The sequence below is a fragment of the Paenibacillus sp. FSL H8-0261 genome, assembly GCF_045040645.1.
Lineage (GTDB): Bacteria > Bacillota > Bacilli > Paenibacillales > Paenibacillaceae > Paenibacillus_AQ.
The window spans coordinates 3,187,769-3,212,675 of record NZ_CP150297.1; the positions used below are offsets into that span (position 1 = coordinate 3,187,769).

A 24,907-nucleotide genomic window follows, 5' to 3' on the forward strand; every position below is an offset into this window, starting at 1 on the left:
ACACACACTTAGTATATGGAGTTGGTTGTATGACAGAAGAACAAAAATCAGGTGTCAGCTTTAATATTCGAGAACCGGTATATATTCAAGTTGTCCGTTACTTTAAAGAACAGATTGCTACAGGGCAAATCGGAGCAGGAGACAAGATTCCTTCACGTCGTGAACTGGCATCAGTAATGAAGATTAATGCGAACACGGCACAGAAGGCATATAAGGAAATGGAGGAACAGGGTTTGATCGTAACAGAAGGAAATTCCCCAAGTCGAATTACACAGGATCAGCAAATACTAAGCTCGATTCGTGCTGAATTAATCGAAAGTGCAGTGGATATATTCATCGGTTCCATTCGGAATATTCAAATTCCAGTTGAAGAACTGGTAGACATCATAAAGACAAAATATACATCAGAGCGATCTCCAGAGGGTGGTGACACAAGATGATCCAAGTGAATCAGATGGTGAAGAATTACGGATTCAAGAAGGTACTAAATGGCGTTAGCTTCACTGCTGCCAAGGGAGAGATCACCTGCCTGATCGGAATCAATGGTGCCGGAAAGTCAACGGTGCTGAAGTCCATCATGGGACTGACACCATACAAAGGTGAAGTCTTAATCGATAATGCATCACTAATACCTTCGATGTATGAGAAAATGACTTTTATTCCAGATTCGTTAACGATGCCCTCCAATATGCGAATTGCTGATTGCTTCAGCTTTATGGCTGACTTTTATCGGAATTGGAACGCTGAACGTGCAGAGGAATTGCTTAAGTTCTTCCAACTGAGCTCTAAAGATCGCGTGTCTTCATTGTCGAAGGGGATGGCTGCGAAGTTAAATTTGTTGCTCGGACTTGCCTTGGATTGTGATTACATCCTAATGGACGAACCGTTCTCGGGGATTGATATGTTCAGCCGCGAGCAAATTACTGATGTGTTCACGAGTGAATTGATCGAGGATCGTGGTGTGATTATTACAACTCATGAAATTAACGATATTGAGCATTTAATTGATAAAGTGGTCTTGCTACAGCATGGGAAGGTAGAACGTGAATTCTACTGTGAAGAAGTTCGCGAGCAGGAAGGTAAGTCCATTACGGACGTAATGAGAGAGGTGTACATGAAATGAGAGCTTTTGTGAAGCTATTGAATTTTGAAATGAACCGATTTGCCAAAATATATTTTGGACTCCTGGTGCTGACAGTCGCCTTGCAACTTGTAGCAGTCACCCTCGGTGCTAATCATTGGCTGGATTCTGCGAATGAGGCAATGAGAGTGAATCAATGGACCCTTGAGCAATATCACAATGTGACTGGATATATTCAGCTAAACAGTATGATGTATGCTCGCTATAATGGACTTCTATATTTCGGACCCATATTTTTGAGCATCACAGTGTTGCTAATATATAGCTGCTTCATCTGGTACCGTGACTGGAGAGGTAAAAATACGGTAGTATATCGCCTGCTCACGTTGCCATCCAATCGGGCGAATTTGTATTTTGCCAAGCTGGTTACGATCTTGCTATTCGCATTTGGATTTGTCGCCCTGCAAATTATCCTTGTTCCACTGGAGCGTTTGATAGCACAGTCGATTCTTCCTGCTGAAATATATCGGAACATCTCGGTATTTGATTTTTTGAAGTATCCTACTGTGCTTAAAGTTCTGGTTCCGCCCTACTTTTCTGAGTTTGTACTATACTATGGACTGGGCATTATTGGCTTGATCGTCTTGTTCACAGTGATTCTAATCGAGCGGAGCTACAGACTGAAAGGGATTGGCTTTATCGTACTATATTTAGCGGTTCTGGCTGGACTAGCCTCAATACCATTTCTTATGGGTTATAACAGTTACGATAGCTACTTCTATCCAGGTGAAATCATAGGCGCTTGTCTCGGATTAATAGTGATCATTGTTGGAGGTTCGCTTTGGTACAGCTTGTATCTATTGCGTAAGAAAATATCGGTATAATTGAAGGGGATGGAAGTTAAGGAATGAGAAAATATATGGTTGCCGCCGTTCTTGTAGTGTTCGCTGTTGTTACAATCGGGACGTATTATGTACAAGCTTCACAAGAGACACCACCTAATTATAAGCTGACGACGGTTCAAGGGGATGCTTCCCTCGTTGAAGGTATAGCTGTATACGGAAACTACATGATTAAGGATAGTACTTTTGGCATCAAACGAGCTTATATCACGACAAATGGTACAGATTATCCAGATGAAAAGTCTGCGATTAGCCAAAGCTTAAATCGAAGACCAATGAAAACGCAATTGGATCAGTGGATTGAAGAGCATCGTCAGTTCATGCGCGGTAAGACAAACACATCTGGTTTCTATGAGAATGAGGAAATGCTTGCTTATGTTAATGCGACAGTAGATACGAAGCGGACAAATGATTCATCAGCGAAGAAGAATGCTAAGCTCAGTATTTCTGTGCTTAACAAGGAAAAGAACAATACGCTGGAAATCACATCCGATATCAATGTAGATCATGATATTTCAGATATGTATGTACAAAATGTACAGCTTATTGATCAGCAGCTTGTTGCTATGGTGTTTATGAATCACAGTGCCAAAGGTTATGTATCTGAACCGCAGATCCTCCGTGTCAATCTAACCACAAAAGAGATTAAGAATGAGCCGCTCGCGTTACCAGGCGGTAAATCTGTAGCGGCAGACGGGGATACTCAATATGCATGGCTAGCCAATCAAAATCTGGAGCACACTGAGCAATGGATTTTAAGGATTAGTAGAGATAATCATAGAAAGGCATATCAAGTGGATGTTAAGACAGGACAAATCTCTCCACTCACATTCCAAGGGCATGAAATGTTATTGAATAATATTATGTACGCCTATGGACAGAAAATTTATTTCCTGCAAAAAGCTGTATCGAGTAAGGAAAATATAGGATTCACTATTATTTCTTACGATCTCGTGAGTAATGAATATGAGACTACTCTGAAGAATACAAATATAGATTTAAGTGAAAACATTACCTATGCTTTTAAACAAGACCATCTCTATATTATGGGTTATAAGAATTTCAAAGGTAATCGTCTATATGTATTCAATTTGATAAGCGGTAACCTTGAGTACGAAGGAAAAGTAATATCAACAGAGGCCGCAAATCAGGCTGAAGATGAAGCTAACATGGATTTGAATTTTATCGATCTCGGTCAGTTCTAGAATTATTTTTAGAATAGAAAATTAGATATAAAGAGACATAAAGAGATATAAAAAGGTGACAAAGGCCGGGCTAATGACTTTTAATAGTCAATTAGCTCGGCCTTTTAGTCGTGAAATATAAAACAGTCATTAATCACTACTTTTCGATTAAAATATATTGTAAAACGATAAACTATATGTTAGATTCAATTTTGAAAATAACTTTGTGAGGTGTGTTTTATGAAACTTGGATCAACGCTTTTTTTAAGGATAGCTGTTGTTCTTATTGGACTTCCAGTTCTTGCCTTGTGTATAATTTTTGTGCCTGCGATTTCGAATTATGCAGCAGAATTATACCCTGATCAAACCTATATTAAATATCTCTTGTACATTGATTTGTATGCATCGGCGATACCTTTTTACTTTGCATTGTATCAAGCGATCAAACTGTTAGGGTATATTGACAACAACAACGCTTTCTCAGAATTATCTGTAAAGGTATTAAAAAATATCAGGAACTGTGCAATTGCAATCAGTGGAATTTATGTAGTGGGATTGCCCCTTTTCTATCTCGTCGCGGAGAGAGATGATGCCCCAGGGTTCATTGTCATTGGGGTGGTTGTGATTTTTGCTTCCATGGTGATTGCAGTGTTTGCTGCGGTGCTCCAAAAGCTTTTGAAGGAAGCTATTGATATAAAATCAGAAAATGACTTAACGGTCTGAGGAGAAAACAATGGCGATTATTATTAATATTGACGTGATGCTGGCTAAAAGAAAAATGAGCGTGACCGAGCTTTCGGAGCGGGTTGGAATAACAATGGCTAATCTGTCTATATTGAAAAATGGAAAGGCGAAAGCGGTTCGATTATCAACATTAGAGGCGATCTGCAAAGCTTTAGATTGTCAGCCTGGCGATATTTTAGAATACAAAAGTGACGAGGAGACTTAAGAAATAAATGAATAGTAGAGGCAGGGCTCTTTTCTCAATCTTTATGAGGAGGGGGCCTTTTTGATGTGCAATAATTGGAGGTGTGAAATAATAGGGGGTTATATTAATGATAAAAAATAATTGTAATACAATCAATATATATTGAATAACAATAAATTATGTGATAAATTGAATCCAGATTATTAACTTTGTGAGGTGCAGTTTATGAAACGTGAAACACTCTTTTTAAAGATAGTTGTAATTCTTATTGGAATTCCGGTTCTTGCTTTGTGTATTTTTTGGTTACCTACGATACCTAACAAGGCAGCTGGAGATTATCCGGTGTATTTGGTTTATCCCGTTCTTATAGGGGTGTATGTAACAGTGATAGCCTATTTCGTAGCTTTATATCAGGCGTTAAGACTTCTAAGCTATATTGACAAGAACAAAGCGTTCTCAGAACTATCCATTAAGGCTTTAAAAAATATAATTTACTGTGCAATCATCATCAGTATCTTATATGCGGCAGGTATGCCACTTATTTACGAAATGGCACAGGAAGCCGATGCACCAGGTCTAGTCGTACTCGGACTTGTCATGACTTGTGCTCCAATCGTTATTGCGGTCTTTGCTGCTGTTCTTCAAAAGCTCTTGAAAAATGCCATAGAAATAAAATCAGAAAATGACTTAACAGTCTGAGGTGAAAATAATGGCGATTATAGTGAATATTGACGTGATGTTAGCTAAAAGAAAAATGAGCGTTACTGAGCTTACAGATAGGGTTGGAATAACAATGGCCAATCTTTCTATATTGAAAAATGGAAAAGCAAAAGCGATTCGATTATCAACGTTTGATGCGATTTGTAAAGCTTTAGAATGTCAGCCTGGAGATATTTTAGAATACCTAATGGACGAAGATGCTTAAATCGTAATGAGTAATCGACTCCGCAGATTGAAAAGAACAGCATTGCCTGGAAAGGAGAGCGCATCATTGAAATCAACAACGCAGCTTCTGCATTTTGGCTATCATCAGGCGATGAGTTGCATATTTCCTATTGCGATCTTTGGGACTTTAGCTCTCTCTAACGTAATAGATCTGCCTTACATTTACCGATATGATGCCATTCTTATTATATTGCTTACCGTTCAATATCTTATGTACCGTACTGGATTAGAGACGCTAGATGAAATTAAAGTCATCTGTGTATTTCACATTATTGGTTTGCTGCTGGAAATTTATAAGATAAGAATGGGGTCATGGTCATACCCTGAACCCGGGCTAACCAAGGTGTTTGGAGTGCCACTGTATAGCGGGTTTATGTACGCGAGCGTCGCGAGCTATATGTGTCAAATTTGGCGTAGACTGAAAATGGATATGACGGGCTGGCCGGGACTTGCTGCTGCTGGATCGCTCGGAGCAGCTATTTATCTGAACTTTTTCACGCATCACTTCATTCCTGATTTTCGCTGGTGGCTAAAGGGGCTTGTACTCATTGTTTTTTGGAAAACTTGGATCATTTATCGGGTACGAAACACTACTTATCGGATGCCCTTGACACTGGCTTTTTTCTTAGTAGGTTTTTTTATCTGGTTAGCTGAGAATATCGCTACATTCTTTAATGCTTGGAAATACCCAGATCAGAATCAGGTATGGCATGTGGTTAGTGTCAGTAAGATCAGTTCATGGTTCCTTCTGGTCATTATTAGTGTCATTATAGTTGCTCAGCTTAAACATGTTAAAGCTAATCGTAACGCGAAAGAGTAGAGTATTGTCTTCAAAGGAAATAGTAGTACATGGAGTAAGAACAAATTAGTGATGAGGGGGAGATGAGATGGAATATACAGATTTAAAAGAATTGCAGGATGTGTTTTTCTTTGGTCTAATAGAGCCAGAGGTAAATCAACTAAGGTTATCTTTTTGTAAAAGCAAAGCTAGTGATATAGCTGAGCCTCTTATGGATGGTGAGAAAAGCTCTCCCATAATACAAGTTGATTTTCACTCCTATATTGCATATTCGATTAGAAATGAATTCTTTACTTCTTGGGATGATTACGAGGAATTTGACGGAAAAACATTTAGGATTTATAAGAAATCAAGGTATCTTGATTTTATTTCTAATGGAATATTCGCATCAAAGGATTTTCCAAAACCATATAAGCACTATGGGATCTGTTGTATTGACCATGTCGTTGATATTATTTCAACATCGGAACCAGTAGTAAAGGAAATTATATAGATCTGAATTTCTTTCCAGAGGATAGAAGAAAGCAGCTGATTGCACATGCTTGTCTTTTTTAACGATTAGAGTTATTATGGATTTTCAAAGTCGTTAATGGAGGTGCTGAATGAAATATTCCCAAGCGACAGACTATGCGCTTCATGCAATGCTTTATCTGGTGACGGCGGCGTCCGATAAGCCTGTAGGTGTTCAATTACTTGCTGAGAAGCTGGGTGTTTCGCAAACCTATCTGTCCAAAATGATGACCAAGCTAGTCAAGGCTGGATTGATTCAATCTGCACCCGGAGCAAACGGTGGGTATCGTCTCAGACGGAAGTCCGAAGAGATCTCTTTTCTGGATATTATCCATGCGATCGAAGGGACTGCATCTTTGTTCGAATGTAGCCTGGATCACGGTAGCGAGTGCCTGATTCAACAGGTTGTGATTGACGCTGAAAGACAGATGGAGCAGTACTTGGAAAACAAGAAAATTGCAGATTTGGCGAAAACAATGAAGACGGAGTAAAGATCCGTTCTTTTTTGAATATAATTAAAGATAATATAAGTCCGTAATGACTTTAATATAAAGGAGAATGAAATATGACGGAATTCTGGGAATCAAGCTTTATAGAAAAACAAACGATGTGGGGATTTGAACCTACAGACTCTGCGATCGCCACTAAGGACTTTTTCCTTGAGAGGAATGTTAAAGACATATTGGTACCAGGGATTGGATATGGCAGGAATGCAAAGGTTTTTATAGAGAGTGGGATAAATGTAACGGGTATTGAGATTTCTCAAACAGCAATTGATTTGGCGAGGCAAAATGGAATTGATATTAGCATTTTTCATGGTTCAGTGAATGACATGCCGTATGATAATAACCTCTATGAAGGAATATTTTGCCATGGTCTTATTCATCTGTTGAATAAAAGTGAAAGAGAAAAGTTCATTAAGGATTGCTACAACCAGTTAAAGCCAGGTGGTTATATGATTTTTACAACAGTTTCGAAAAATGCTCCAATGTTTGGAAAAGGTACTCTATTGGATAAAAATTACTATGAGACAGATTATGGCGTGAAAATATTTTTTTATGATGCTGAATCCATTACACAAGAGTTTGAAACCTATGGACTAGTTGAGTTCTCTGAAATTGACGAGCCGCACAAGGACATGATCAATAAACCGTCGATAAACTTTTTAATGGTAAAATGTAAGAAAGAACTATAGAAAAATTTCGACATATCGAAGATAATATATTTCAAAAGAAGGCAGGTGTTATGTTGATGAGCAATATTATTGATTATTACTCAAGCTTTGACGAGTGGGGCAGGCTGGATAGAGAACCCTTAGAGTTCATTATTAATCTCCATTATATCAAGAAATATTTGCCATCAGCTGGGAAGGTGCTGGATAATGGCGCAGGACCCGGTAAATACGCGATGGAACTGGCTAAGCTCGGATATACAGTAACCCTTTCAGATATCACACCTAAATTAGTTGAAGTAGCAACGGAAAAGGCAGCTGAACTAGAATTAACTGAGCAATTTGACGGGTTTCATAACTTAAATGCTATTGATTTAGAAGGAATACCTAATGAGAATTATGATGTTTCATTGATGCTCGGTCCTTTGTATCATTTGCAGAAGGAAGAGGAACGAATTTTAGCAGTAAAAGAGTTGCATCGCGTGACCAAGCAAGATGGCTTAGTATTCGTGGCTTTTCAAAGTCGAATGAGAATGACCATTAATTCGTTACAATCCCCGCAGCAGTGGAAACCGAACGATAATATGAACACCATCAATGAATTCTATGAGAGCGGAATCTTTAATCATAGTGACAAGGGCCGATTTACAGGTGCTTATTATTTTAACATTGATGAGATTCAGCCTTTCATGGAAAGGAATGGATTTGAGTCGATAGATTTAATTGGTTCATCAAGTATTGCAGCCATGTTATCTGCAGAGCAGCAACAGTATTGGACTCACCAAGAGGGGGAAGAGAGCTTGATTCACTTCCTCATATCCAAAGCAAATGATCCCTCAATCTTGGGCATCTCATCACATTTGTTATACATCGGTAAAAGAAAATAAAATTAAGAGCGTCAGTTTCTTAACTGGCGCTCTTAATTTTATAAATGACAGACTACTTTACAAATGTAGTGTGTAGCGGCTCGCTTTACTCAACCCGCGGATCATTTCAATTTCCTCCGAAGACAGTGGGGCTGACTTAGCAGCCGTTACATTATTCTTCAACTGCTCCATGCTACTCGCTCCAGGAATGATAACCGCTACAGATGGATTAGCTAGAGGATAATGAAGTGCAGTTTGTGCTAAGGGGCGAGAGTGGCTCGTTTCCTGGATAAGCTGATCATGCAACTTCAGAAGCTCCTCACTGCTGTAATCTAAGTACTTCTTCTCTGCCTTACTGCGGCCGTTCTCCGAAAGGATGCCACCCGCCAAAGGACCCCGGGCAATAAGACTGATCCCATGCTCGGCCAGCAGAGGGAGGATTTCCTCCTCAGGACGTCGATCTAAAATACTGTATTGGCTCATTACACTGATTATGTTTGATTTTTTTACATATTCTCTAATGACATTAGGTCGAATAGAAGAGATCCCATAATATCGGATTAGACCCTCTTGCTTAAGTTCTTCAAAGGCTTCAATAGTTTCATCTATCGGATCATCGATTGTTCCGCCATGCAGCTGATACAGATCGATATAATCCGTTTGGAGGCGTCTTAGGCTGTCTTTGACTGCGGATTTAATATAGGATTTTGATGGATCCCAGCTCCAGCCTTCTTGACCTGGAATTCTGCGGTTACCCACTTTTGTACTCAATATCACCTCACCGCGGCGGTGGCGAATCGCCTTACCAATGATCTCTTCATTACGACCCTCATCATACAGATCGGCTGTATCTAAAAAGTTAATGCCTTGATCGAGCGCTTCATGGACGATGGAAATGGCTTTTGCCTCATCCGTACCTAAGGACATGCATCCGAGTCCTACTTCACTTACATATAAATCGGACTGACCCAAACGATTTTTATTCATAGGTTGTTCCTTTCTAATTCCGTTGTTTGTTATATTATAACGCCTTAAAGCATCGAATTCGAATGTAAATGAATGATTTCCTTTGACATTATAACCTAGAAGCATTATCGTCATAGCATATGTTATTTACTAGATGATGATGGATAGGGAGAGACTTGAACATATGGAACAAGCAATGTTTGCAGGTGGTTGCTTTTGGTGCATGGTTACACCGTTCGAGGAGTTACCAGGTATCCAAGGGATTGTATCGGGATATGCTAGAGGATTAACCGAGAACCCAACTTACGAAGAAGTCAAAACAGGAACAACAGGACATTACGAGGTGGTACAAATTACGTTTGATCCAGCGCTTTTTTCATACGAGAAGCTGCTTGAATTATATTGGCCTCAGATTGATCCCACGGATGATGGTGGACAATTTCAGGATAGAGGAACACAATACCGGACAGCCATCTTTTACTATAACGAAGAACAACGTTTAGCAGCCCTTGGATCGAAGGAGCAGGTTGCTGTGAGTGGCAGATTCTCAGGACCCGTTGTGACGGAAATCCTTCCAGCGCCAACCTTTTATCGAGCGGAAGAATATCATCAGGACTATCATCACAAGAATCCCAAGCATTATAAAGAGGATCGTGAGCAATCCGGACGGGATACCTTTATCGCTAAACACTGGTAATTGCAGAAACGGAATTTCTAAAGTAAAAGAGCATCCTAAGTCGTTCATGGCTTACAGGTGCTCTTTTTGCATCATATACAAATTTTATATATTTTAAATTCTACATACTTTCTACACATTTATAGACTAAACTACTCTAAATTAAGCGAGAAATTAAAATGGAGGGTTTAAGATGAAAAAAATCATACCCATAGTTGCTGTAACATTGCTTCTAAGTGCAGTGTTAGCTGGCTGTCAATCGGGCAATAATGCCCCATCTGGATCAGATAAGCAAGCTTTTATATCGTCAGTGGATCAACCATGGATCGCATCAAAAAACACAACTCGTATAAACACTTCTGACCCGACTGAGGCAGCAGTTATCGTTTCACAAACCCTATGGACTGCACAGACGAAGAACAACAGACCTTCAAGTGTAGTATTAACGGATGTAAGCAATTGGCAGATTGCCGCGGTTAGTGCGGATTTGATCCATCATCCGAATAATGGCCCTATTCTTTTTACAACTAAAGAGGGTGTCCCTGAGGCAACGTTAGCAGAGCTTAAGCGATTGAATCCTTTAGGCGCAGAAGGTAATAATGGTGTACAAGTAGTGCTCGTCGGACCCATGGCTTCCAATGTCGAAGAACAATTAAAGACACTGGATCTGAAAGTAGACCGAATTGAAGGGGACGAGCCGGCAGCTATAGCACAAGCCATTGATACTTATTATACAAAAGCTTCTGGTGAACTTCCAAAGGCAGTCATTGTAGGTTCTATGGATAGTCCTGAGTACACACTGCCTGCAGTGAATTGGATCGCCCATATGCCAGAGCCGCTTCTCTATGTAACAAAAGATGAAATTCCAGACCCTACCGTTAATGCTTTGAAAGAGCGTGGAGGTTCGGCTACGATTTATATCTTAGGACCTGAAAAAGTTGTATCTACAGCAGTAGAAAAGCAATTACAGGAATTCGGCACAGTAACCCGTATAGCTGGAAAAGACATTTATGAGAATTCCATTGCTTTTGCTACTTTTAAGGACGCCAGCAACGGTTTCGGCTGGGGCATAACGACACCTGGACATAACTTGTCTTTGTTGACTACCGATTCAACGATGCTGGCGATCGCCGCTGCACCTTTTTCGCATTTAGGGAAACATGCACCGCTTATCTTTACGGAAAAAGACGGGTTGCCAGATTCCGTGATGGAATATATGATGACCCTTCAACCTAAATTTCAAGATTCACCAGCAGAAGGCCCCTATAATCATGCTTGGTTAACTGGGGACATCAACGTAATAAAAGAAAGTGCCCAAAGCGAAATCGATGATATGCTGGAAATCTCACCGGCGGCAGGAGGCAATCCACATTCCGGTCACTAGGCCACGAAGAGGGTGAACAACTTGAATAAGCTTCAGGTACTGATCGTTGACGATGAATGGAACATGCGGAATTTAATTCGGATTTATTTAACAAGAGAAGGAATAACGACTAGAGAAGCGTCAACGGGGCATGAGGCACTCACTTTGCTGAAACAACAGAACTTTGATCTAATCCTGTTGGATGTGATGATGCCAGATATGGATGGCTGGCAGGTCTGTAAAGCCGTTAGAGAGGTAAGCTCTGTCCCCGTTCTAATGCTAACAGCTCGCTCGGAAACTAAGGACAAGGTTCGTGGTCTCGGCATAGGAGCGGATGATTATCTCACCAAACCGTTCGAGCCAGAGGAATTAGTGGCAAGAATTTATTCTTTGGTACGGCGTTCAATGCTTACATCGACCCAACAACATCTGAAAAAGGTTCTGAGCTACCCTGAGCTAGCGATTTACCCGGATGCTCGTGAGGTACATATTCTGGATACAGCAGTTGAGTTTACACTCAAGGAATTTGATCTGCTAACGGCCTTGGCACAAAATGCGCACCGTGTCTTTACGAGAGAAGAACTAGTGGAGCGTTTATGGGGCAATGATTATGAGGGTGAGAACCGTGTCATCGACACACATATTAAGAATATTCGCGAGAAATTACATAAGGCGGGTCTGTCTTATAATCCTGTTCAAACGGTATGGGGATTAGGCTATAAATTTGAGATCCCAGGTAATCATCTATGAAGAATAATATTATCGGACTGAAGCTCGGGTCAGTTATTATGTCTGTTTTTTTAGTTGTTTTGTTTATTCTTGGGATAACGATAGACCGAATGTTTACCAATTTTTATTACAACGAGATGCAAAAAGAAACTGAGGAGCTAACCTCGCATTTTATCGGAATGGCTGAATCACCGGATAGTTCAAACGAGCAGATGATGAGTACTTTTGCAGAGTTTTCGGACGTGAGTATATTTAATATTTCAAAAGACGGTAGTGTCATTCTCCATTCGGGTGTTCATGACCGCGCAGATCGTTCATTCATAAATGCTTCGGATATTAGTCGGATATTTGCCGGAAAAAGTGTGAATTTTGAGTATACAGATCCTACTGGACACAGATATTTCATCACTGGGAAACCAATTTCAAATGGTCAAACCATCCAGTCTGCACTATATGTAATGTCCTCTACAGAGAACATGAAGCAATCCTTGGCTTCTATCCGTAACCTACTGTTGCTCGCAGGAATTGGGGCCTTTATATTGGCACTAGGGATTACGGGAATAATTAGTTTATTGTTATCCAGGCCGCTGATCAAAATGCAGAAGGCGACTAGAAAAATTGCTGCCGGTGAATTGGAAACGAGACTTTCCATACGTAGTAACGATGAAATCGGATTTTTGGCAGGAGCTATTAACGACCTTGCTATAGATCTGCAAAGATACAGGGATACGCGTCAGGAATTTTTAGCCAACATCTCTCATGAACTGCGGACACCCATCACCTATTTGAAAGGGTATACCAAGGTCGTAAAGGATGGACTTTATGAGACCGAAGGGGAACGAGATCTGTATTTGGATATTATTCACGAGGAAGCGCATCGGCTTGAGCATCTGGTAGAAGATTTATTTGAACTGGCAAAGATGGAAGAAGGCAAGATCTCACTTACAATGGACTGGATAGATCTTAAGCACATGGCAGAACAAGCGTTACGCAGAGTGGAATTGAAAGCCAAAGAAAAGGGACTTCAGCTGAAGATTATGTATCATGGAGTTTCGTATAGGGTTCGTGGAGATGAAAAGCGTATGGAACAGATTATGATGAATCTTCTGGAGAATGCGATCCGTTATACGGATGAAGGTGAGATTACCGTCCATGTAGATGAGGATGTCGACGGAGATACCGTTTTATTTATTGTAGAGGATACCGGAATAGGTATTCCTGAGGAAGAACTACCCTATGTCTTTGAACGCTTCTACAGAGTTGAGAAATCACGATCCAGGCAATATGGTGGTACAGGTCTTGGACTATCAATTGTTAAAAAGCTTGTAGAATTACACGGCGGTAAGATTCGAATTACAAGTCAGCCTGGAGTTGGAACCCGATGCGAGGTACGGCTGCCTAAATTAACAAAATCCGAAAAGTAAGAGCCAAAAGAGACTTTGCGTATGTACGCGAAGTCTCTTTTTAATTGATGTCAGCTAACGCTATTTTGCTGGCTCAAGCTCTTCAAGTGCCCACTCGCAAAATTGTATAGAGCTCTCCATATCGAGCACACGTTTCCGAATGAGTAAATAGCGTCCAAAAGTCGTTGCTTTTAATTCACGAGTCTCACCTCGTTCATCACGTAAGACTTCGTTAGCTTTCAGCAAGACCTTGTATCGTTCTAGCTCACTTTTACAAAATTCCGCTCGTTTTTGTAGAAGTTCTTTTGCCTCCTCGGGTTTGGAGAGCCATAGACTATACAGCTTAAAATGTAGCTCGTCCCGTAGAACTGGAGGCTCTGCTGGAGTCTCCACCCATCTCCGCAATTGCTCAAGTCCTGCTTCCGTAATGGAGTATTCCTTTTTATCCGGCTTATCCGACTGCTCAATGAGCTGATATGAAATATAACCTTGCTGCTCCATGCTCATTAGAAGAGGGTAGATTTGACTATGTCCTGCTCGCCATAACGGTTTGATATTCTGTGTTAATTCATATCCAGACAACGAATTAGCACTAAGTAAAGTAAGAAGTCCATAAGACAGTGTATTCATTACTCTGAAGCCCTCCAGTTATTATATATCCGTTATTATTGTGATTTTTAGGCATATGTCATCATTGACATATATTCAATATGATTATAACATTATTTAAGTTAAATTATATATGTAAAAGTAGACATATAAAAAAGATAAGGAGGGGTAGCGTGGACGTTAAACAAGAAAGTAAAATTCATTTTTGGCCTATAATGATTGCCATATTCTTCGGAAACTTCGTCTCTGTCTTAAGTACAACGACCATCAACATAGCTGTTCCTCTTTTAATGAATCATTTCCATTCGAACCTGAACACTATGCAATGGATGGTTACAGGTTTTATGCTAGCAACGGGAGTAACTGCACCACTTGCCGGATATCTGGGAGGTAGATTCAGCTATAAGCGACTGTATCTATTCGCTTTGATGGGATTCACCATGTTCTCCTTACTCTGTGCAGTAGCTTGGAATCCAACCTCTCTGATTGTATTTCGAATGCTTCAGGGCTCTTGCAGCGGGCTGATTATGGCCTGTACGATGACGATTATATTCCAAGTGATTCCAGCTGAACGCAGACCTTTCGCCGTGAGCCTATGGTCGCTATCCGCGATGGTAGCCCCAGCCATAGGTCCGACATTTAGCGGATGGTTACTTCAGTATGCTAGCTGGCACTGGTTATTTTTAATTAACATTCCCATTGGGATCATTGCTATTATTCTAACCGTAACGTTAATTCCATACTATCGAATGAATGTTCCGAAATCATTTGATATTCCTGGCTTCCTAACTGTTGTACTGGGCAGCTTATCTTTATTAACCGCATTTAGCCAAGGCAATAGCTGGGGATGGGGATCATGGAAGACCCTATCCTTAATACTTTTGGGGATCGTACTTTTAGTTTTCTTCGTCTTGCACGAGCTGAAGGCGGAAGTACCACTGCTGAATCTGCGTGTCTTTCGAAATCGGCGCTTTACTGCCATGCTTAGTATCTATAGTTTGGTGACGATAGCAATGTATGCTGGAACTTACTTAACTCCATTGTTCTTACAAACGGTAGAAGGAGCAACAACACTTAAAACGGGGCTTATCTTATTGCCATCTTCGATTCTGCTGGCTTTACTTAGTCCAATCGTAGGTAAGATGTATCCAAAGTTTGGGCCTGTGAAGTTAATTTCTGCTGGTATTTTATTTATTTTCATCGGTTTATTCATGATGAGTCGGCTGCATACAAATGTTTCTTACAGCTTCATTATGTGGGCAATGGTTGTTCGGAATTTAGGTATTGGATTAGCTAACGTTCCGAGTAGCACAGCGTCTATGGAGGAAATTCCAGTCGAATGGTCAGGTCATGCCACATCGATCAACAACTGGGTTCGGAATGTGTTAAGCTCACTTGGGATTGCGGTGTTCACTTCTATTTTGTCCACAAGATCCTTACTGCACTCTAAAGAATTGATCAGTTCAGGTGCAGGTAATGCAGATTCGATAAGATTATTATCGTTCACTATGGGTGTGAATGATGTATTCGTAGTCGGCTCTATCATCGTGTTGTTTGGATTACCACTTATGTTTTTATTGCGCAAGAAGCGTAGTGTGATTTCTGTTCAAAGTACGGGATAACCTTCGCATCACATTAGAAAAGCAGACCAAGGGCTTAGTCTTGATCTGCTTTTTTTATATGTTAAGTTAGTGCATCATGTCGCCCATTCCACCCATGCTGCCCACAATTTCCGGATTGATCATCCCGAATATCATCGCGATATGTGCTACAACCAAGAATCCACGATGAGTATAAAATGAAGCTTCATTTTCTGTTCATCTGTTCGTTTACGAGCGATCAGACCAAGATCTAACAAAGCTAGCGGTAATAAGAAAAGCACTCCGCTCAAATAGAAGTCTACGGCTACCACGTCAACCCATGTGTGCCACTCACCATTCACTGACAAAGGGATGAATGCGGTAGGAAACAAGTAGAAGAATACCCCTGTGAAGTACAACCCGGCCAGAATGCTACAGATTTTGTTAAAGGTCCGTAAAGAGCCTTTTAGATTTTTGGTGTTCCAAGGCTGATTATCCGCTAGCAAAGACATATAATGGGTCATGTTCATAAAATACTCCTCCGATATATAAAAATAACTTTCGTACTGATCGTATTCGAGAAGTATGTGGAAAGTATGTAGAAACGAAGGTATTATAAATACATCCATTAATATCAATTGAGGGGAGCAAGACAGCAGTGGGAAGAGGACTACAAAGTATTTTATTTGATTTGGATGGTACATTAACGGACCCTAAAGAAGGCATAACAAAAAGCGTAGAATACGCATTGAACAAATTTGATATTCAGATCGAGCATTTGGATAAACTTCTTCCTTACATAGGCCCACCTCTTTATGATTCATTTATCGAGCTGCATCAGTTCTCAGAGGAACAAGCGCAACAAGCAGTTGTATTCTACCGTGAGCGTTACAGCACCGTTGGAATGCTTGAGAATATGGTGATTGATGGTATACCGCAACTTCTGGAAGACCTCAAGAATAAAGGATTTTCATTGTATGTAGCTACCTCCAAGCCTACTGTTTTTGCAGAACAAATTCTTGAGCATTATAAACTAGATCATTATTTTGAGCATATCGGTGGTAGTAATCTAGATGGCACCCGTTCTAAAAAGAAAGATGTGATACAGTACGTACTCGATCAGAATGCTATTCTTCCGGAGGAAGCTGTGATGATTGGGGACCGAGAGCATGATATTATCGGTGCTATAGGTTGTGGAGTAGAATCTATTGGTGTGACGTTTGGTTACGGATCTAAAGAAGAACTGGAGAATGCTTGGGCAGATCATATCGCTTATCGAGTAGAAGAAATTGCGGATATCATCCAACATATATCATTAAGAGAGCGGTGTGCGAAATGATCCAACCTCGTAATTCAATCTTGGAGGGCAATACAGTCAAGCTGGTTCCAATGGATGACAGCCATGTAGAAGGGCTAGCGAGAGTATTAAGAAATCCAAACATCTGGGAATTTACTTGGCGAAAAATAACGTCGGACGAGCAGGTACAGGATTTAATCACAACCGCATTCGCAAATCAAAACAATGAATCGCAAATCCCCTTCGTCATCATTGAAAAAGCTACTGGACAAATCGTCGGTACCACTCGAATCATGCATCCGGATTTGGTTCATCGCAATGCTGAAATCGGATGTACGTGGATCTCACCTGAATATTGGAGAACGAGTGTGAATACCGAGGCTAAGTCATTACTGCTTCACTATTGTTTTGAAGAGCTAAAGCTGATTCGTGTAGAGTTTACAGTGGTGAAGACTAACTTGAGGTCACAAAGAGCGGTAGAACGATTAGGGGCTGTAAAAGAAGGGGTCCTACGCCAGCATAGAATTAGATCTGATGGTTCGATTCATGATAATGTTGTCTTTAGTATTTTGGATAAAGAATGGCCATCGGTAAAAGAGAATCTGCACTATTTATTAAATGAGAAGTACTCATAATTGTATAAAAGAAGCCAAGAGTCCCTCTCTTATGGAGAAGGACTCTTGCTCTATAGATCAGCCACTTGGCTGTTTATGGTTATTGTTTAGGACTTACAAGAATTTTCACTTGATTTTTTTCCTTCAAAAGCGCCTCAAACCCGTGTTCAATCACTTCGTTCAATTTGATTCTTTTAGTCACTAGTTTGTCTGCAGGGAAGTAACCTTGTTCCATGAGACTAATTACTGCTGGGAATACATCACGGTATCCGATGATACCAGTTAAATTACGTTCTTTAAGTACGATGTTGTTTGGAGTAATCGTAGCATCTTTTTCAAAAATACTAACGATCATGATTTGACCACTTAATTTAGTGGAATTGATAGCTTGTGTTAGAACGGGAGGGACACCTGTGACTTCAAAAGCAACATCCACGCCGCCATCGGTACGTTTTTGAATTTCTTCAACCACATCATATTGTTTAGGATCGATTACAATACCACCAAGTTCCTCAGCTTTGCTCTTACGTTCTTCTGAGAGTTCAACAACATAAATTTCAGCTGCACCGGAAGCTTTCAAAGCTTCAATCACAAGCAAACCGATAGGACCAGCGCCAAATACTACAGCCTTATCTCCGACCTTCAATTGACTGGAACGAACAGCATGCAGAGCAACTGCAGAAGGTTCTACTAGAGCGCCTTGCTCATAGGACAAGCTGTCAGGAATTTTGTGCACCATATGTTGGTCTGCTGCAACGTATTCTGAGAATCCACCGCCGCCTCCAGCCAAACCTAGGAAGCCCATTTTTTCACAAAGATTGTATTTGCCTTGTCGACAAGCTACACATTCACCACATGCAAAAACTGGTTCAACGACAACTCGATCACCAACATTAAACTTGCTAACGCCTTGACCTACTTCAACGATTTGTCCAGAGAATTCATGTCCCATTACGACTGGCGCTTTTTCACCAGTAAGGGGATGATCTGTACCTTGGGGAATGAAAATAGGACCGGCTACATATTCGTGAAGATCGCTGCCACAAATCCCGCACCATTCTATTTTGATTTTCACTTTTCCTTCAAGTGCTGCTGGTTCTTCAATCGTTTCTAACCGTAGATCTTTGACGTTATGCCATCTTAATGCTTGCATATCATTCATCTCCTAGATTAATCAATTGATAATAAATAGTGTTTTTCTCCTGGAAAAGAGGAAACGTTTCCGAGAACAAATATGTCACATAATTTTTATATTGTCAAATTTAAATACTAAAATATTAATATCGAAAATTAGTGAAAAATTTCACCTAAACTTAGCGATAGCAGGCATATATAGACTGTGTGATACTTGCTATAAGTGCTTTTATAAGTACATATATGTTATAATAAATACATTGGGAAAACGGCTTGAATGAGACGGATAGATTTAATAATAGCTATGATTACGGAAACGATTCCGAAAATGAGGGGACTATCAACTTGGCTAATAAAAACAAAGTAACCATAGAGGATGTAGCGAAACGAGCGGGAGTAGGTATTGCTACTGTTTCAAGAGCGATTAATAATTCGGAGGGAATTAGTTCCAAGACTAAGGCATTAGTACTGCAAGTGATTGAGGAGATGGGTTTTACACCTAATACCTCTGCACAAAGTCTGAAGATTCGCCAAACGAAGCAAATCGCTCTGGCCGTTCCCGACATTCGAAATGCCATTATTCCAGATATCGCCTGGTCCGTGGAGCAAGCAGCTAAACAGGACGGCTATCGAGTCATTCAGATTAATACTTCCGGAAATCCGCGGACAGAGCTCGAAACGATTCGTGAGATCAAGAAATTACATGTTGATGGACTCATTATCATGCCTCTTGCTTATCCCAAGACTATGGTAGAGCTAATTAATAAATCGAGTGTTCCTGTCTCCATCATTAACTACGGGAAACGTATTACAGAGAATGTGAAAGCGGATATCGTAAGCCTGTCACGTTTTGAGGGCCAGCTAATCATGGAACATCTAAGCAATATTGGCCGAACTAGAATTGCTTACGCAGGAGCTCAGAAGGATCTCATTGAGGATCGTTATCTTGCCTATCAGCAGGCGTTAAATCAAGTGGATATTTCTTTGGTTTATTTTGGAGAGGATTTCTCCTTGCAAACGGGGGTACAAGCTGCAGATTATTTCTATAGCCTGACCCATATGCCAGATGCAATATATGCTGTAAATGACATGGTTGCTATAGGGATTGTAAACCGATTTAAAGAGTTAGGCGTTCGTGTTCCTGAGGATGTGGCAGTGGTAGGGGTGGATAATAACGCATGGACAACCATTACAAGTCCGCAGATTAGTTCGGTCTCGATCATGGGCAATGAAGTCGCCCGATTGGCTACTCAGCTTCTGTTGCAACGCATTCAGGATAATATTACGGGCGACTACCAAAGAGTACAGCTTGATCCGCGTTTAATTGTGCGAGAGTCTAGTGTTTCGGTTAAGCGTAGTACGACAGGTTGAAAATCCTCTAAATCCTGTTAGACTTAATACTAAGTAAGTTGATGGGGGAATATGAAATGAGGAGATTATTATGGCTAATATATATAAAAGCATAACAGATTTGATTGGTAATACACCGTTATTGGAAATTTCGAAATATAGTAAATCTCAGAACGTTGAAGCAAAAATCCTTGCCAAGTTAGAGTCTTTTAATCCTGGAGGTAGCGTCAAGGATCGTATAGGTTATGCGATGATCAAAGATGCTGAGGATAAAGGCTTAATTCACAAAGATTCTGTAATTATTGAGCCAACAAGTGGCAATACCGGCATTGGCCTTGCAATGGCTGCGACCAGCCTTGGGTACTCGTTGATTATCGTACTTCCGGATACATTCAGTATTGAACGCCGTAAGGTGATGGCTGCACTTGGTGCTAAGCTTGTATTAACACCTGGAGCTGAAGGGATGAGCGGTGCTCTGAAAAAGGCGGAGGAATTGGCAGCGGAAATTCCACATGCATTCATTCCACAACAGTTCAGCAACCCAGCTAACCCTGAAATTCACAGAACGACAACTGCAGAGGAAATTTGGCGGGATACTGATGGAAATGTAGATATTTTTATTGCGGGTGTTGGTTCTGGAGGCACCATATCAGGGGTTGGGGAAGCTTTGAAGGCTAAGAACCCTTCGGTACATATCGTTGCTATCGAACCGTTTGATTCACCGGTATTATCTGGTGGCCGGCCTAGTGCGCATGGAATTCAGGGGATTGGGGCTAACTTCATTCCGGAGATTTACAATAAAGAGGTTGTTGATGAGATTTTTCAGGTGAAGAATAAAGACGCATTTAATGTAGCACGTGAAATTGCCAAGACCGAGGGATTACTTGTAGGGATCTCGTCTGGCGCCGCGGTATATACAGCTACACAAATTGCTAAACGTCCAGAAAATAAAGGGAAGACGATTGTGGTGATTATGCCGGATACTGGTGAACGTTATTTAACAACTACTCTGTTTGATTTTAACGAATAAATTGGTTTGACCTACGATAATACAGAAGAAGTGGCTAGAATTAACGAATTGAATCAAACCCATCGGATGGGTGCAGATCCGGAGTATTTTAATTTCTAGCACTGAGGTTAATACAAACAAGGAGGCTCAGCGGAATGCTGAGTCTTTTTGTGCATTTAGTAGTTAAAGAGTGATCAATTCAGCCCCTTATATTACCAATGGCTATGGTACAATATAGCATAAATCGTAGTAGTTCTAAAAAAGGAGTATGAAACGTGTGAATGTGTTCAAAAAAGTTAGAAATAATTATGTAATTTGGCATGCGAATCGTATTCAGTTACTGGATTTCCCTTCAAGTCCTGTCGTTAGAAAGAAAGTGGTTTTTTCGGGTAGAGTTCAAAACGTAGGATTCCGCTTGGAAATATATACGATTGCTGAAAGAATGAGATTAACGGGTACGGTTAAAAATTTAAAAGACGGAAGTGTAGAGGTAGAAGTACAAGGAGAAGAGCAGCAAATCTCTTTTTTAGTTCATTGCATGCAATCATTGAAACGGGCATCTGTAAAGAAAGTAACTATGAGTGATCTGCCTATTCATGAGAGTGAGAAAGATTTCACGATAGTAAAATAAGTACATATGGATTAGTAGAATTAAGAAGTGGAATGTTTTTTTGGGATTAGGAAGATAGAGGGAAAAATATGAATAGATTAATTAATTGGGACTAAAGTTTCACAGTTCATTCTTCGCTGTGTAATACACAGAATAGAATAAAATGGAACTATTGCTTAAGCCATGCGTAACCGATAAATAAAAGAGATTATGATAGAGCAGGAGGTACATATGAACTACAGAATTTTCAGAAAAATGCTTCTTACCACACTTGCCACCCTGATGTTAAGTGTTTTGCTTCTTCCGGTTTTAACTTCAGCCAAGACAGCTGTACCTAAGCATACTGGGTCATTTTATGTGAATGATTTTGCGAATGTGATCGACGAGAAAGCTGAGAATTACATGGTGAACTATGGAATCCGATTACATCAGGATACGGGTGCTCAAGTCGTAGTGGTGACAGTCGATTCTACAAATGGAGTTTCGATGGAAGAGTATGCAACTTCGCTATTCAATAGCTGGGGTGTAGGCTCTGCGGATAAGAATAACGGGCTTTTGCTACTGCTTTCTATAAAAGATGATGACTACTGGGCGGTACAAGGTAAGGGTATTGAGGACACGTTGCCTAACAGTAAGATTAAAGATATTCTCTCTCAATATCTTGAGCCGGATTTTGCAGCTAAAACTTATAGTAACGGTGCACGTAAAACTTATGGCGCTTTTATTCAAGCCATGGGTGGGACCTGGGTGGAGAATGTCGGCACCAAAAACTATGTATCCGATAATGCCGGTGTACTCAAAAAAGTAACAAAGGATTATTTGAACGAATCTAGCAACAGATATAAAACTACAACTGGCAGCGGAATTTATGTGGTTACTGTAAAGAACGCAGGAGATAAAACACTTCAGGATTATACCTACATGAAGTTTGCCTCCGTTGCTGCTGGCCCTAAGGATGTTATGCTCGTGCTAGACATAGGTGGAGACAACTATCATGTTCTTCAAGGGAAGGACATCGACAAGGTTCTAACTAATGATGCAATCAGCAATATTTTGGATACTGTACTTGAGCCCCAATTTGTGAAAAAAGATTACGGCACGGGAGCTACGGCAACTTCTAATGCTTTGTACAGCTTCTTATTGGCTAGAGCGGATCAATCCGTTGGAGCGACGGGAAACAGTGGAGGCACTACAGCCGCCAATTCTTCCTCAACAACCACTTCAGCAAAGGAGACCAGTGTTAGTGTAGGAAAAGGCCTTCTAATTTACTTATTGATATTTGCTCCGCTCATACTGTTCGGATATGGTCTTTCACGACGCAATAAATATATTGAAATGTACGGTTTGCCATTTAATCCGTATAGCCCAAGAAATATTCGTCGGTATGGGAATTGGTACGGTCAAGCGGATTACGGTTATGGTAGACGTTGGCACAGACGTTATAATAATCACCATCATAATCACCACCATCATCATAGAAACACACCATCCAATAACTCACAGTCAAGCTTCTGGGGAAACAGTGGTGGAGGCGGATCTACTAGAGGTGGCGGAGCAGGACGATATTCCTCAAGCAACGAGAATCGTGGGGGCGGAGGCTCGAGTAGTGGCGGAGGTGCAGGTAGACATTCTTCCAGCTCCTCCAGCTCTTCCAGCAGCAGCTACTCTAACAATGATAGTGGCTCTTCCGGTGGAGGAGGTTATTCCGGCGGTGGTGGCTCATCAGGTGGTGGGGGTAGCGCCAGCAGTGGTGGCGGAGCGGGTAGACACTAAAAAGGTTGAAGATGAGCAGGTTTCCGGGTTATCCGAAACCTGCTTCTTTTGTTTTAGGAGGTTACTTATTTGTTTTAGGTTGTTACTTAATAGTAACTTTTCATAAAATTTATCGTCTATGATAAAGTTAGACATTTATTTTCAAATTCCGAAATAGTCAGGGAGGAAAAAGAAGTGAGCACTTCATCATTACCTCAACGTTCCACCGTACGCAAAAAGAAGCCAACAAAAAAACGTAAGAAACGGAGCTTTTTCCGAACACTATCCAAAGTGTTTTTATTCTGCTTAATTTTGTTGATTGCTGGAGGCGGTTGGTTTTACTTTGCACCTTCGGCTAAAAATCTGCGCTATTCAATCGCTGATACACTGATTACAACACAGCACCGCTACATGGCTAAATATATTATTGGTGAGGACGGATTAAAGAACAGAGTGACTGAATATAGTGCCCAATTTGAAGAGATGGGGGTCGAAAAGGATACACATACCATCACTCCTGAACCTGAAGTAAAAGAGAAACCACTGGTCGAGATAGAAAATGTCTCAGGTACTGGATATTCAGGATATGTCATGATCGTTAATGATCCTACTAAAGTCCGTTTGGGAATTCCGGATAAAATAGGGTCAGGTGAGAAAGTGACTAGTATGGTGAAGCGCACAGGTGCTATCGCTGGAGTTAACGGTGGTGGATTCGCTGACCCCAACTGGAAAGGTAACGGATTTAAACCTATCGGTATTGTGATCTCACAAGGTAAGTTATATTACAACGGTCTCGGTGGCAAGAAATCCACGCAAATCGTAGGTCTAGATAAACAAGGGAAGATGGTTGCTGGAAATTATTCTTTAGACGAGATTAGTAAAATGGGTGTTCAGGAGGCAGTAACTTTTAGCCCTCGTTTAATCGTCAATGGAAAAGGATTGATTAAGAACGCGGCTGAAGGTTGGGGAATTGCACCAAGAACAGCGATGGGCCAGCGAGCTGACGGAGCGATTATATTTGTTATTATTGATGGAAGACAACCTACTTATAGTATAGGGGCAAATCTATACGATGTGCAGCAAATCCTTCTTAAGCATGGAGCAGTGATTGCTGCCAATTTGGATGGAGGTTCTTCTACTGTGCTGGTAAAAGACAACGAGATTATGAACAAGCCATCCTCTCAATACGGGGAACGATATTTACCTACGGCTTTTCTTGTGTTTGAGCACCCTGAGCAAGTCGATATGCCGAATATTTGGAAGGGACTTGACCCCTCCAAAATTGATGCTGCTAAGAAGCGTACACGCTAAAGCACTCTTAATACGTAAATAAGATAAGGATTATCTTGGATTGCCATATGAAAATATGCTACGATATCACCTAGCATGAAACAGAATACAGAACTAACAGGTCTGGAACAGGGGGAAT

At 40.7% G+C, this 24,907-nt stretch carries 28 protein-coding genes and 1 pseudogene; 25 read left to right on the forward strand and 4 right to left on the reverse strand.

Features of this window, described 5'->3' with window-relative positions:
- Positions 1 to 29 precede the first annotated feature (29 nt).
- From MHI27_RS14240 to MHI27_RS14300, 13 genes are all read left to right on the forward strand, one after another.
- Complete coding sequence (locus MHI27_RS14240; protein WP_042187923.1) at positions 30 to 440, forward strand: GntR family transcriptional regulator; 411 nt, start codon at positions 30 to 32, stop codon at positions 438 to 440.
- Positions 437 to 1,123, forward strand: coding sequence for an ABC transporter ATP-binding protein (locus tag MHI27_RS14245; protein ID WP_076285825.1), 687 nt, complete (start codon positions 437 to 439; stop codon positions 1,121 to 1,123). The genes MHI27_RS14240 and MHI27_RS14245 overlap by 4 nt, the downstream gene beginning before the upstream one ends.
- Complete coding sequence (locus MHI27_RS14250) at positions 1,120 to 1,965, forward strand: hypothetical protein (RefSeq protein WP_405176543.1); 846 nt, start codon at positions 1,120 to 1,122, stop codon at positions 1,963 to 1,965. The genes MHI27_RS14245 and MHI27_RS14250 overlap by 4 nt, the downstream gene beginning before the upstream one ends.
- A gap of 23 nt (positions 1,966 to 1,988) precedes the next feature.
- Positions 1,989 to 3,188 (forward strand): hypothetical protein, encoded by a 1,200-nt coding sequence (locus MHI27_RS14255; RefSeq protein WP_405176544.1) that lies wholly within the window; start codon positions 1,989 to 1,991, stop codon positions 3,186 to 3,188.
- Positions 3,189 to 3,407: 219 nt separating this feature from the next.
- Complete coding sequence (locus MHI27_RS14260; RefSeq protein ID WP_076298949.1) at positions 3,408 to 3,890, forward strand: DUF2975 domain-containing protein; 483 nt, start codon at positions 3,408 to 3,410, stop codon at positions 3,888 to 3,890.
- Positions 3,891 to 3,900: 10 nt separating this feature from the next.
- A complete protein-coding gene (locus MHI27_RS14265) occupies positions 3,901 to 4,116 on the forward strand; it encodes a helix-turn-helix transcriptional regulator (protein WP_042127458.1) in 216 nt (71 codons plus the stop codon).
- A 204-nt stretch (positions 4,117 to 4,320) separates the two neighbouring features.
- A complete protein-coding gene (locus MHI27_RS14270) occupies positions 4,321 to 4,794 on the forward strand; it encodes a DUF2975 domain-containing protein (protein WP_405176545.1) in 474 nt (157 codons plus the stop codon).
- Between the two features lie 10 nt (positions 4,795 to 4,804).
- On the forward strand, positions 4,805 to 5,020 hold the full coding sequence (locus MHI27_RS14275) for a helix-turn-helix domain-containing protein (RefSeq protein WP_379421696.1): 216 nt from the start codon (positions 4,805 to 4,807) through the stop codon (positions 5,018 to 5,020).
- A gap of 66 nt (positions 5,021 to 5,086) precedes the next feature.
- On the forward strand, positions 5,087 to 5,860 hold the full coding sequence (locus MHI27_RS14280) for a DUF817 domain-containing protein (protein ID WP_262495498.1): 774 nt from the start codon (positions 5,087 to 5,089) through the stop codon (positions 5,858 to 5,860).
- Between the two features lie 67 nt (positions 5,861 to 5,927).
- A complete protein-coding gene (locus MHI27_RS14285; RefSeq protein WP_339803604.1) occupies positions 5,928 to 6,332 on the forward strand; it encodes a hypothetical protein in 405 nt (134 codons plus the stop codon).
- 109 nt (positions 6,333 to 6,441) lie between these two features.
- Positions 6,442 to 6,840 carry an Rrf2 family transcriptional regulator gene (locus MHI27_RS14290; protein WP_042127470.1) on the forward strand — a complete coding sequence of 133 codons (399 nt, stop codon included), beginning with the start codon at positions 6,442 to 6,444 and terminating at the stop codon, positions 6,838 to 6,840.
- 74 nt (positions 6,841 to 6,914) lie between these two features.
- Positions 6,915 to 7,544 (forward strand): bifunctional 2-polyprenyl-6-hydroxyphenol methylase/3-demethylubiquinol 3-O-methyltransferase UbiG, encoded by a 630-nt coding sequence (locus MHI27_RS14295; RefSeq protein WP_042187938.1) that lies wholly within the window; start codon positions 6,915 to 6,917, stop codon positions 7,542 to 7,544.
- Between the two features lie 56 nt (positions 7,545 to 7,600).
- On the forward strand, positions 7,601 to 8,407 hold the full coding sequence (locus MHI27_RS14300) for a class I SAM-dependent methyltransferase (protein WP_405176741.1): 807 nt from the start codon (positions 7,601 to 7,603) through the stop codon (positions 8,405 to 8,407).
- Between the two features lie 57 nt (positions 8,408 to 8,464).
- Here the strand turns inward: MHI27_RS14300 and MHI27_RS14305 are convergent, their stop codons facing one another.
- A complete protein-coding gene (locus MHI27_RS14305) occupies positions 8,465 to 9,373 on the reverse strand; it encodes an aldo/keto reductase (RefSeq protein WP_405176546.1) in 909 nt (302 codons plus the stop codon).
- Between the two features lie 163 nt (positions 9,374 to 9,536).
- Here MHI27_RS14305 and msrA point away from each other — a divergent pair, with 163 nt between their 5' ends.
- From msrA to MHI27_RS14325, 4 genes are all read left to right on the forward strand, one after another.
- The gene (msrA, locus tag MHI27_RS14310) at positions 9,537 to 10,049 is read left to right on the forward strand and encodes a peptide-methionine (S)-S-oxide reductase MsrA (RefSeq protein WP_405176547.1); all 513 of its coding nucleotides are present in this window, start codon (positions 9,537 to 9,539) and stop codon (positions 10,047 to 10,049) included.
- A 172-nt stretch (positions 10,050 to 10,221) separates the two neighbouring features.
- Entirely contained in the window at positions 10,222 to 11,412 is a 1,191-nt protein-coding gene (locus MHI27_RS14315; RefSeq protein ID WP_405176548.1) for a cell wall-binding repeat-containing protein, read from the forward strand.
- A gap of 21 nt (positions 11,413 to 11,433) precedes the next feature.
- Positions 11,434 to 12,141 carry a response regulator transcription factor gene (locus MHI27_RS14320; protein WP_179085832.1) on the forward strand — a complete coding sequence of 236 codons (708 nt, stop codon included), beginning with the start codon at positions 11,434 to 11,436 and terminating at the stop codon, positions 12,139 to 12,141.
- Positions 12,138 to 13,544 (forward strand): sensor histidine kinase, encoded by a 1,407-nt coding sequence (locus tag MHI27_RS14325; protein WP_405176549.1) that lies wholly within the window; start codon positions 12,138 to 12,140, stop codon positions 13,542 to 13,544. Before MHI27_RS14320 ends, MHI27_RS14325 begins: the two co-directional genes overlap by 4 nt.
- 60 nt (positions 13,545 to 13,604) lie before the next feature.
- Here the strand turns inward: MHI27_RS14325 and MHI27_RS14330 are convergent, their stop codons facing one another.
- Positions 13,605 to 14,153 carry a PadR family transcriptional regulator gene (locus tag MHI27_RS14330; protein ID WP_076298957.1) on the reverse strand — a complete coding sequence of 183 codons (549 nt, stop codon included), beginning with the start codon at positions 14,151 to 14,153 and terminating at the stop codon, positions 13,605 to 13,607.
- 152 nt (positions 14,154 to 14,305) lie between these two features.
- Here MHI27_RS14330 and MHI27_RS14335 point away from each other — a divergent pair, with 152 nt between their 5' ends.
- Complete coding sequence (locus tag MHI27_RS14335) at positions 14,306 to 15,754, forward strand: MDR family MFS transporter (protein ID WP_405176550.1); 1,449 nt, start codon at positions 14,306 to 14,308, stop codon at positions 15,752 to 15,754.
- 66 nt (positions 15,755 to 15,820) lie between these two features.
- On the opposite strand, the pseudogene MHI27_RS14340 reads toward MHI27_RS14335, so the two are convergent.
- Positions 15,821 to 16,416 (reverse strand): annotated as a pseudogene (locus MHI27_RS14340) (DUF6803 family protein).
- Here MHI27_RS14340 and MHI27_RS14345 point away from each other — a divergent pair.
- The gene (locus tag MHI27_RS14345; RefSeq protein ID WP_405176551.1) at positions 16,371 to 17,051 is read left to right on the forward strand and encodes an HAD family hydrolase; all 681 of its coding nucleotides are present in this window, start codon (positions 16,371 to 16,373) and stop codon (positions 17,049 to 17,051) included. The pseudogene MHI27_RS14340 and the gene MHI27_RS14345 overlap by 46 nt on opposite strands.
- On the forward strand, positions 17,048 to 17,644 hold the full coding sequence (locus tag MHI27_RS14350; protein WP_339247925.1) for a GNAT family N-acetyltransferase: 597 nt from the start codon (positions 17,048 to 17,050) through the stop codon (positions 17,642 to 17,644). Before MHI27_RS14345 ends, MHI27_RS14350 begins: the two co-directional genes overlap by 4 nt.
- A 79-nt stretch (positions 17,645 to 17,723) precedes the next feature.
- Here MHI27_RS14350 and MHI27_RS14355 read toward each other — a convergent pair whose 3' ends face one another.
- The gene (locus MHI27_RS14355) at positions 17,724 to 18,776 is read right to left on the reverse strand and encodes a 2,3-butanediol dehydrogenase (protein ID WP_042187954.1); all 1,053 of its coding nucleotides are present in this window, start codon (positions 18,774 to 18,776) and stop codon (positions 17,724 to 17,726) included.
- Between the two features lie 326 nt (positions 18,777 to 19,102).
- On the opposite strand from MHI27_RS14355, the gene MHI27_RS14360 reads away from it, so the two are divergent.
- From MHI27_RS14360 to MHI27_RS14380, 5 genes are all read left to right on the forward strand, one after another.
- The gene (locus MHI27_RS14360) at positions 19,103 to 20,128 is read left to right on the forward strand and encodes a LacI family DNA-binding transcriptional regulator (protein WP_042193856.1); all 1,026 of its coding nucleotides are present in this window, start codon (positions 19,103 to 19,105) and stop codon (positions 20,126 to 20,128) included.
- Between the two features lie 70 nt (positions 20,129 to 20,198).
- Positions 20,199 to 21,137, forward strand: a complete 939-nt coding sequence (cysK, locus tag MHI27_RS14365; protein ID WP_405176552.1) for a cysteine synthase A — start codon at positions 20,199 to 20,201, stop codon at positions 21,135 to 21,137.
- 247 nt (positions 21,138 to 21,384) lie between these two features.
- Positions 21,385 to 21,747 carry an acylphosphatase gene (locus MHI27_RS14370; RefSeq protein WP_405176553.1) on the forward strand — a complete coding sequence of 121 codons (363 nt, stop codon included), beginning with the start codon at positions 21,385 to 21,387 and terminating at the stop codon, positions 21,745 to 21,747.
- Positions 21,748 to 21,957: 210 nt separating this feature from the next.
- Complete coding sequence (locus MHI27_RS14375; RefSeq protein ID WP_405176554.1) at positions 21,958 to 23,499, forward strand: TPM domain-containing protein; 1,542 nt, start codon at positions 21,958 to 21,960, stop codon at positions 23,497 to 23,499.
- Between the two features lie 174 nt (positions 23,500 to 23,673).
- The gene (locus MHI27_RS14380; protein ID WP_405176555.1) at positions 23,674 to 24,789 is read left to right on the forward strand and encodes a phosphodiester glycosidase family protein; all 1,116 of its coding nucleotides are present in this window, start codon (positions 23,674 to 23,676) and stop codon (positions 24,787 to 24,789) included.
- The last annotated feature ends 118 nt before the right edge of the window (positions 24,790 to 24,907 follow it).

Bases quoted from the DNA above. Each gene is read 5' to 3' on its own strand.
- MHI27_RS14325 (WP_405176549.1), top strand. From the start codon at position 12,138: ATGAAGAATAATATTATCGGACTGAAGCTCGGGTCAGTTATTATGTCT.
- cysK (WP_405176552.1), top strand. From the start codon at position 20,199: ATGGCTAATATATATAAAAGCATAACAGATTTGATTGGTAATACACCG.
- MHI27_RS14240 (WP_042187923.1), top strand. From the start codon at position 30: ATGACAGAAGAACAAAAATCAGGTGTCAGCTTTAATATTCGAGAACCG.
- MHI27_RS14350 (WP_339247925.1), top strand. From the start codon at position 17,048: ATGATCCAACCTCGTAATTCAATCTTGGAGGGCAATACAGTCAAGCTG.
- MHI27_RS14290 (WP_042127470.1), top strand. From the start codon at position 6,442: ATGAAATATTCCCAAGCGACAGACTATGCGCTTCATGCAATGCTTTAT.
- msrA (WP_405176547.1), top strand. From the start codon at position 9,537: ATGGAACAAGCAATGTTTGCAGGTGGTTGCTTTTGGTGCATGGTTACA.
- MHI27_RS14295 (WP_042187938.1), top strand. From the start codon at position 6,915: ATGACGGAATTCTGGGAATCAAGCTTTATAGAAAAACAAACGATGTGG.
- MHI27_RS14245 (WP_076285825.1), top strand. From the start codon at position 437: ATGATCCAAGTGAATCAGATGGTGAAGAATTACGGATTCAAGAAGGTA.
- MHI27_RS14375 (WP_405176554.1), top strand. From the start codon at position 21,958: ATGAACTACAGAATTTTCAGAAAAATGCTTCTTACCACACTTGCCACC.
- MHI27_RS14330 (WP_076298957.1), bottom strand. From the start codon at position 14,153: ATGAATACACTGTCTTATGGACTTCTTACTTTACTTAGTGCTAATTCG.
- MHI27_RS14255 (WP_405176544.1), top strand. From the start codon at position 1,989: ATGAGAAAATATATGGTTGCCGCCGTTCTTGTAGTGTTCGCTGTTGTT.
- MHI27_RS14260 (WP_076298949.1), top strand. From the start codon at position 3,408: ATGAAACTTGGATCAACGCTTTTTTTAAGGATAGCTGTTGTTCTTATT.
- MHI27_RS14250 (WP_405176543.1), top strand. From the start codon at position 1,120: ATGAGAGCTTTTGTGAAGCTATTGAATTTTGAAATGAACCGATTTGCC.
- MHI27_RS14315 (WP_405176548.1), top strand. From the start codon at position 10,222: ATGAAAAAAATCATACCCATAGTTGCTGTAACATTGCTTCTAAGTGCA.
- MHI27_RS14275 (WP_379421696.1), top strand. From the start codon at position 4,805: ATGGCGATTATAGTGAATATTGACGTGATGTTAGCTAAAAGAAAAATG.
- MHI27_RS14265 (WP_042127458.1), top strand. From the start codon at position 3,901: ATGGCGATTATTATTAATATTGACGTGATGCTGGCTAAAAGAAAAATG.
- MHI27_RS14370 (WP_405176553.1), top strand. From the start codon at position 21,385: ATGAAACGTGTGAATGTGTTCAAAAAAGTTAGAAATAATTATGTAATT.
- MHI27_RS14270 (WP_405176545.1), top strand. From the start codon at position 4,321: ATGAAACGTGAAACACTCTTTTTAAAGATAGTTGTAATTCTTATTGGA.
- MHI27_RS14285 (WP_339803604.1), top strand. From the start codon at position 5,928: ATGGAATATACAGATTTAAAAGAATTGCAGGATGTGTTTTTCTTTGGT.
- MHI27_RS14305 (WP_405176546.1), bottom strand. From the start codon at position 9,373: ATGAATAAAAATCGTTTGGGTCAGTCCGATTTATATGTAAGTGAAGTA.
- MHI27_RS14355 (WP_042187954.1), bottom strand. From the start codon at position 18,776: ATGCAAGCATTAAGATGGCATAACGTCAAAGATCTACGGTTAGAAACG.
- MHI27_RS14300 (WP_405176741.1), top strand. From the start codon at position 7,601: ATGAGCAATATTATTGATTATTACTCAAGCTTTGACGAGTGGGGCAGG.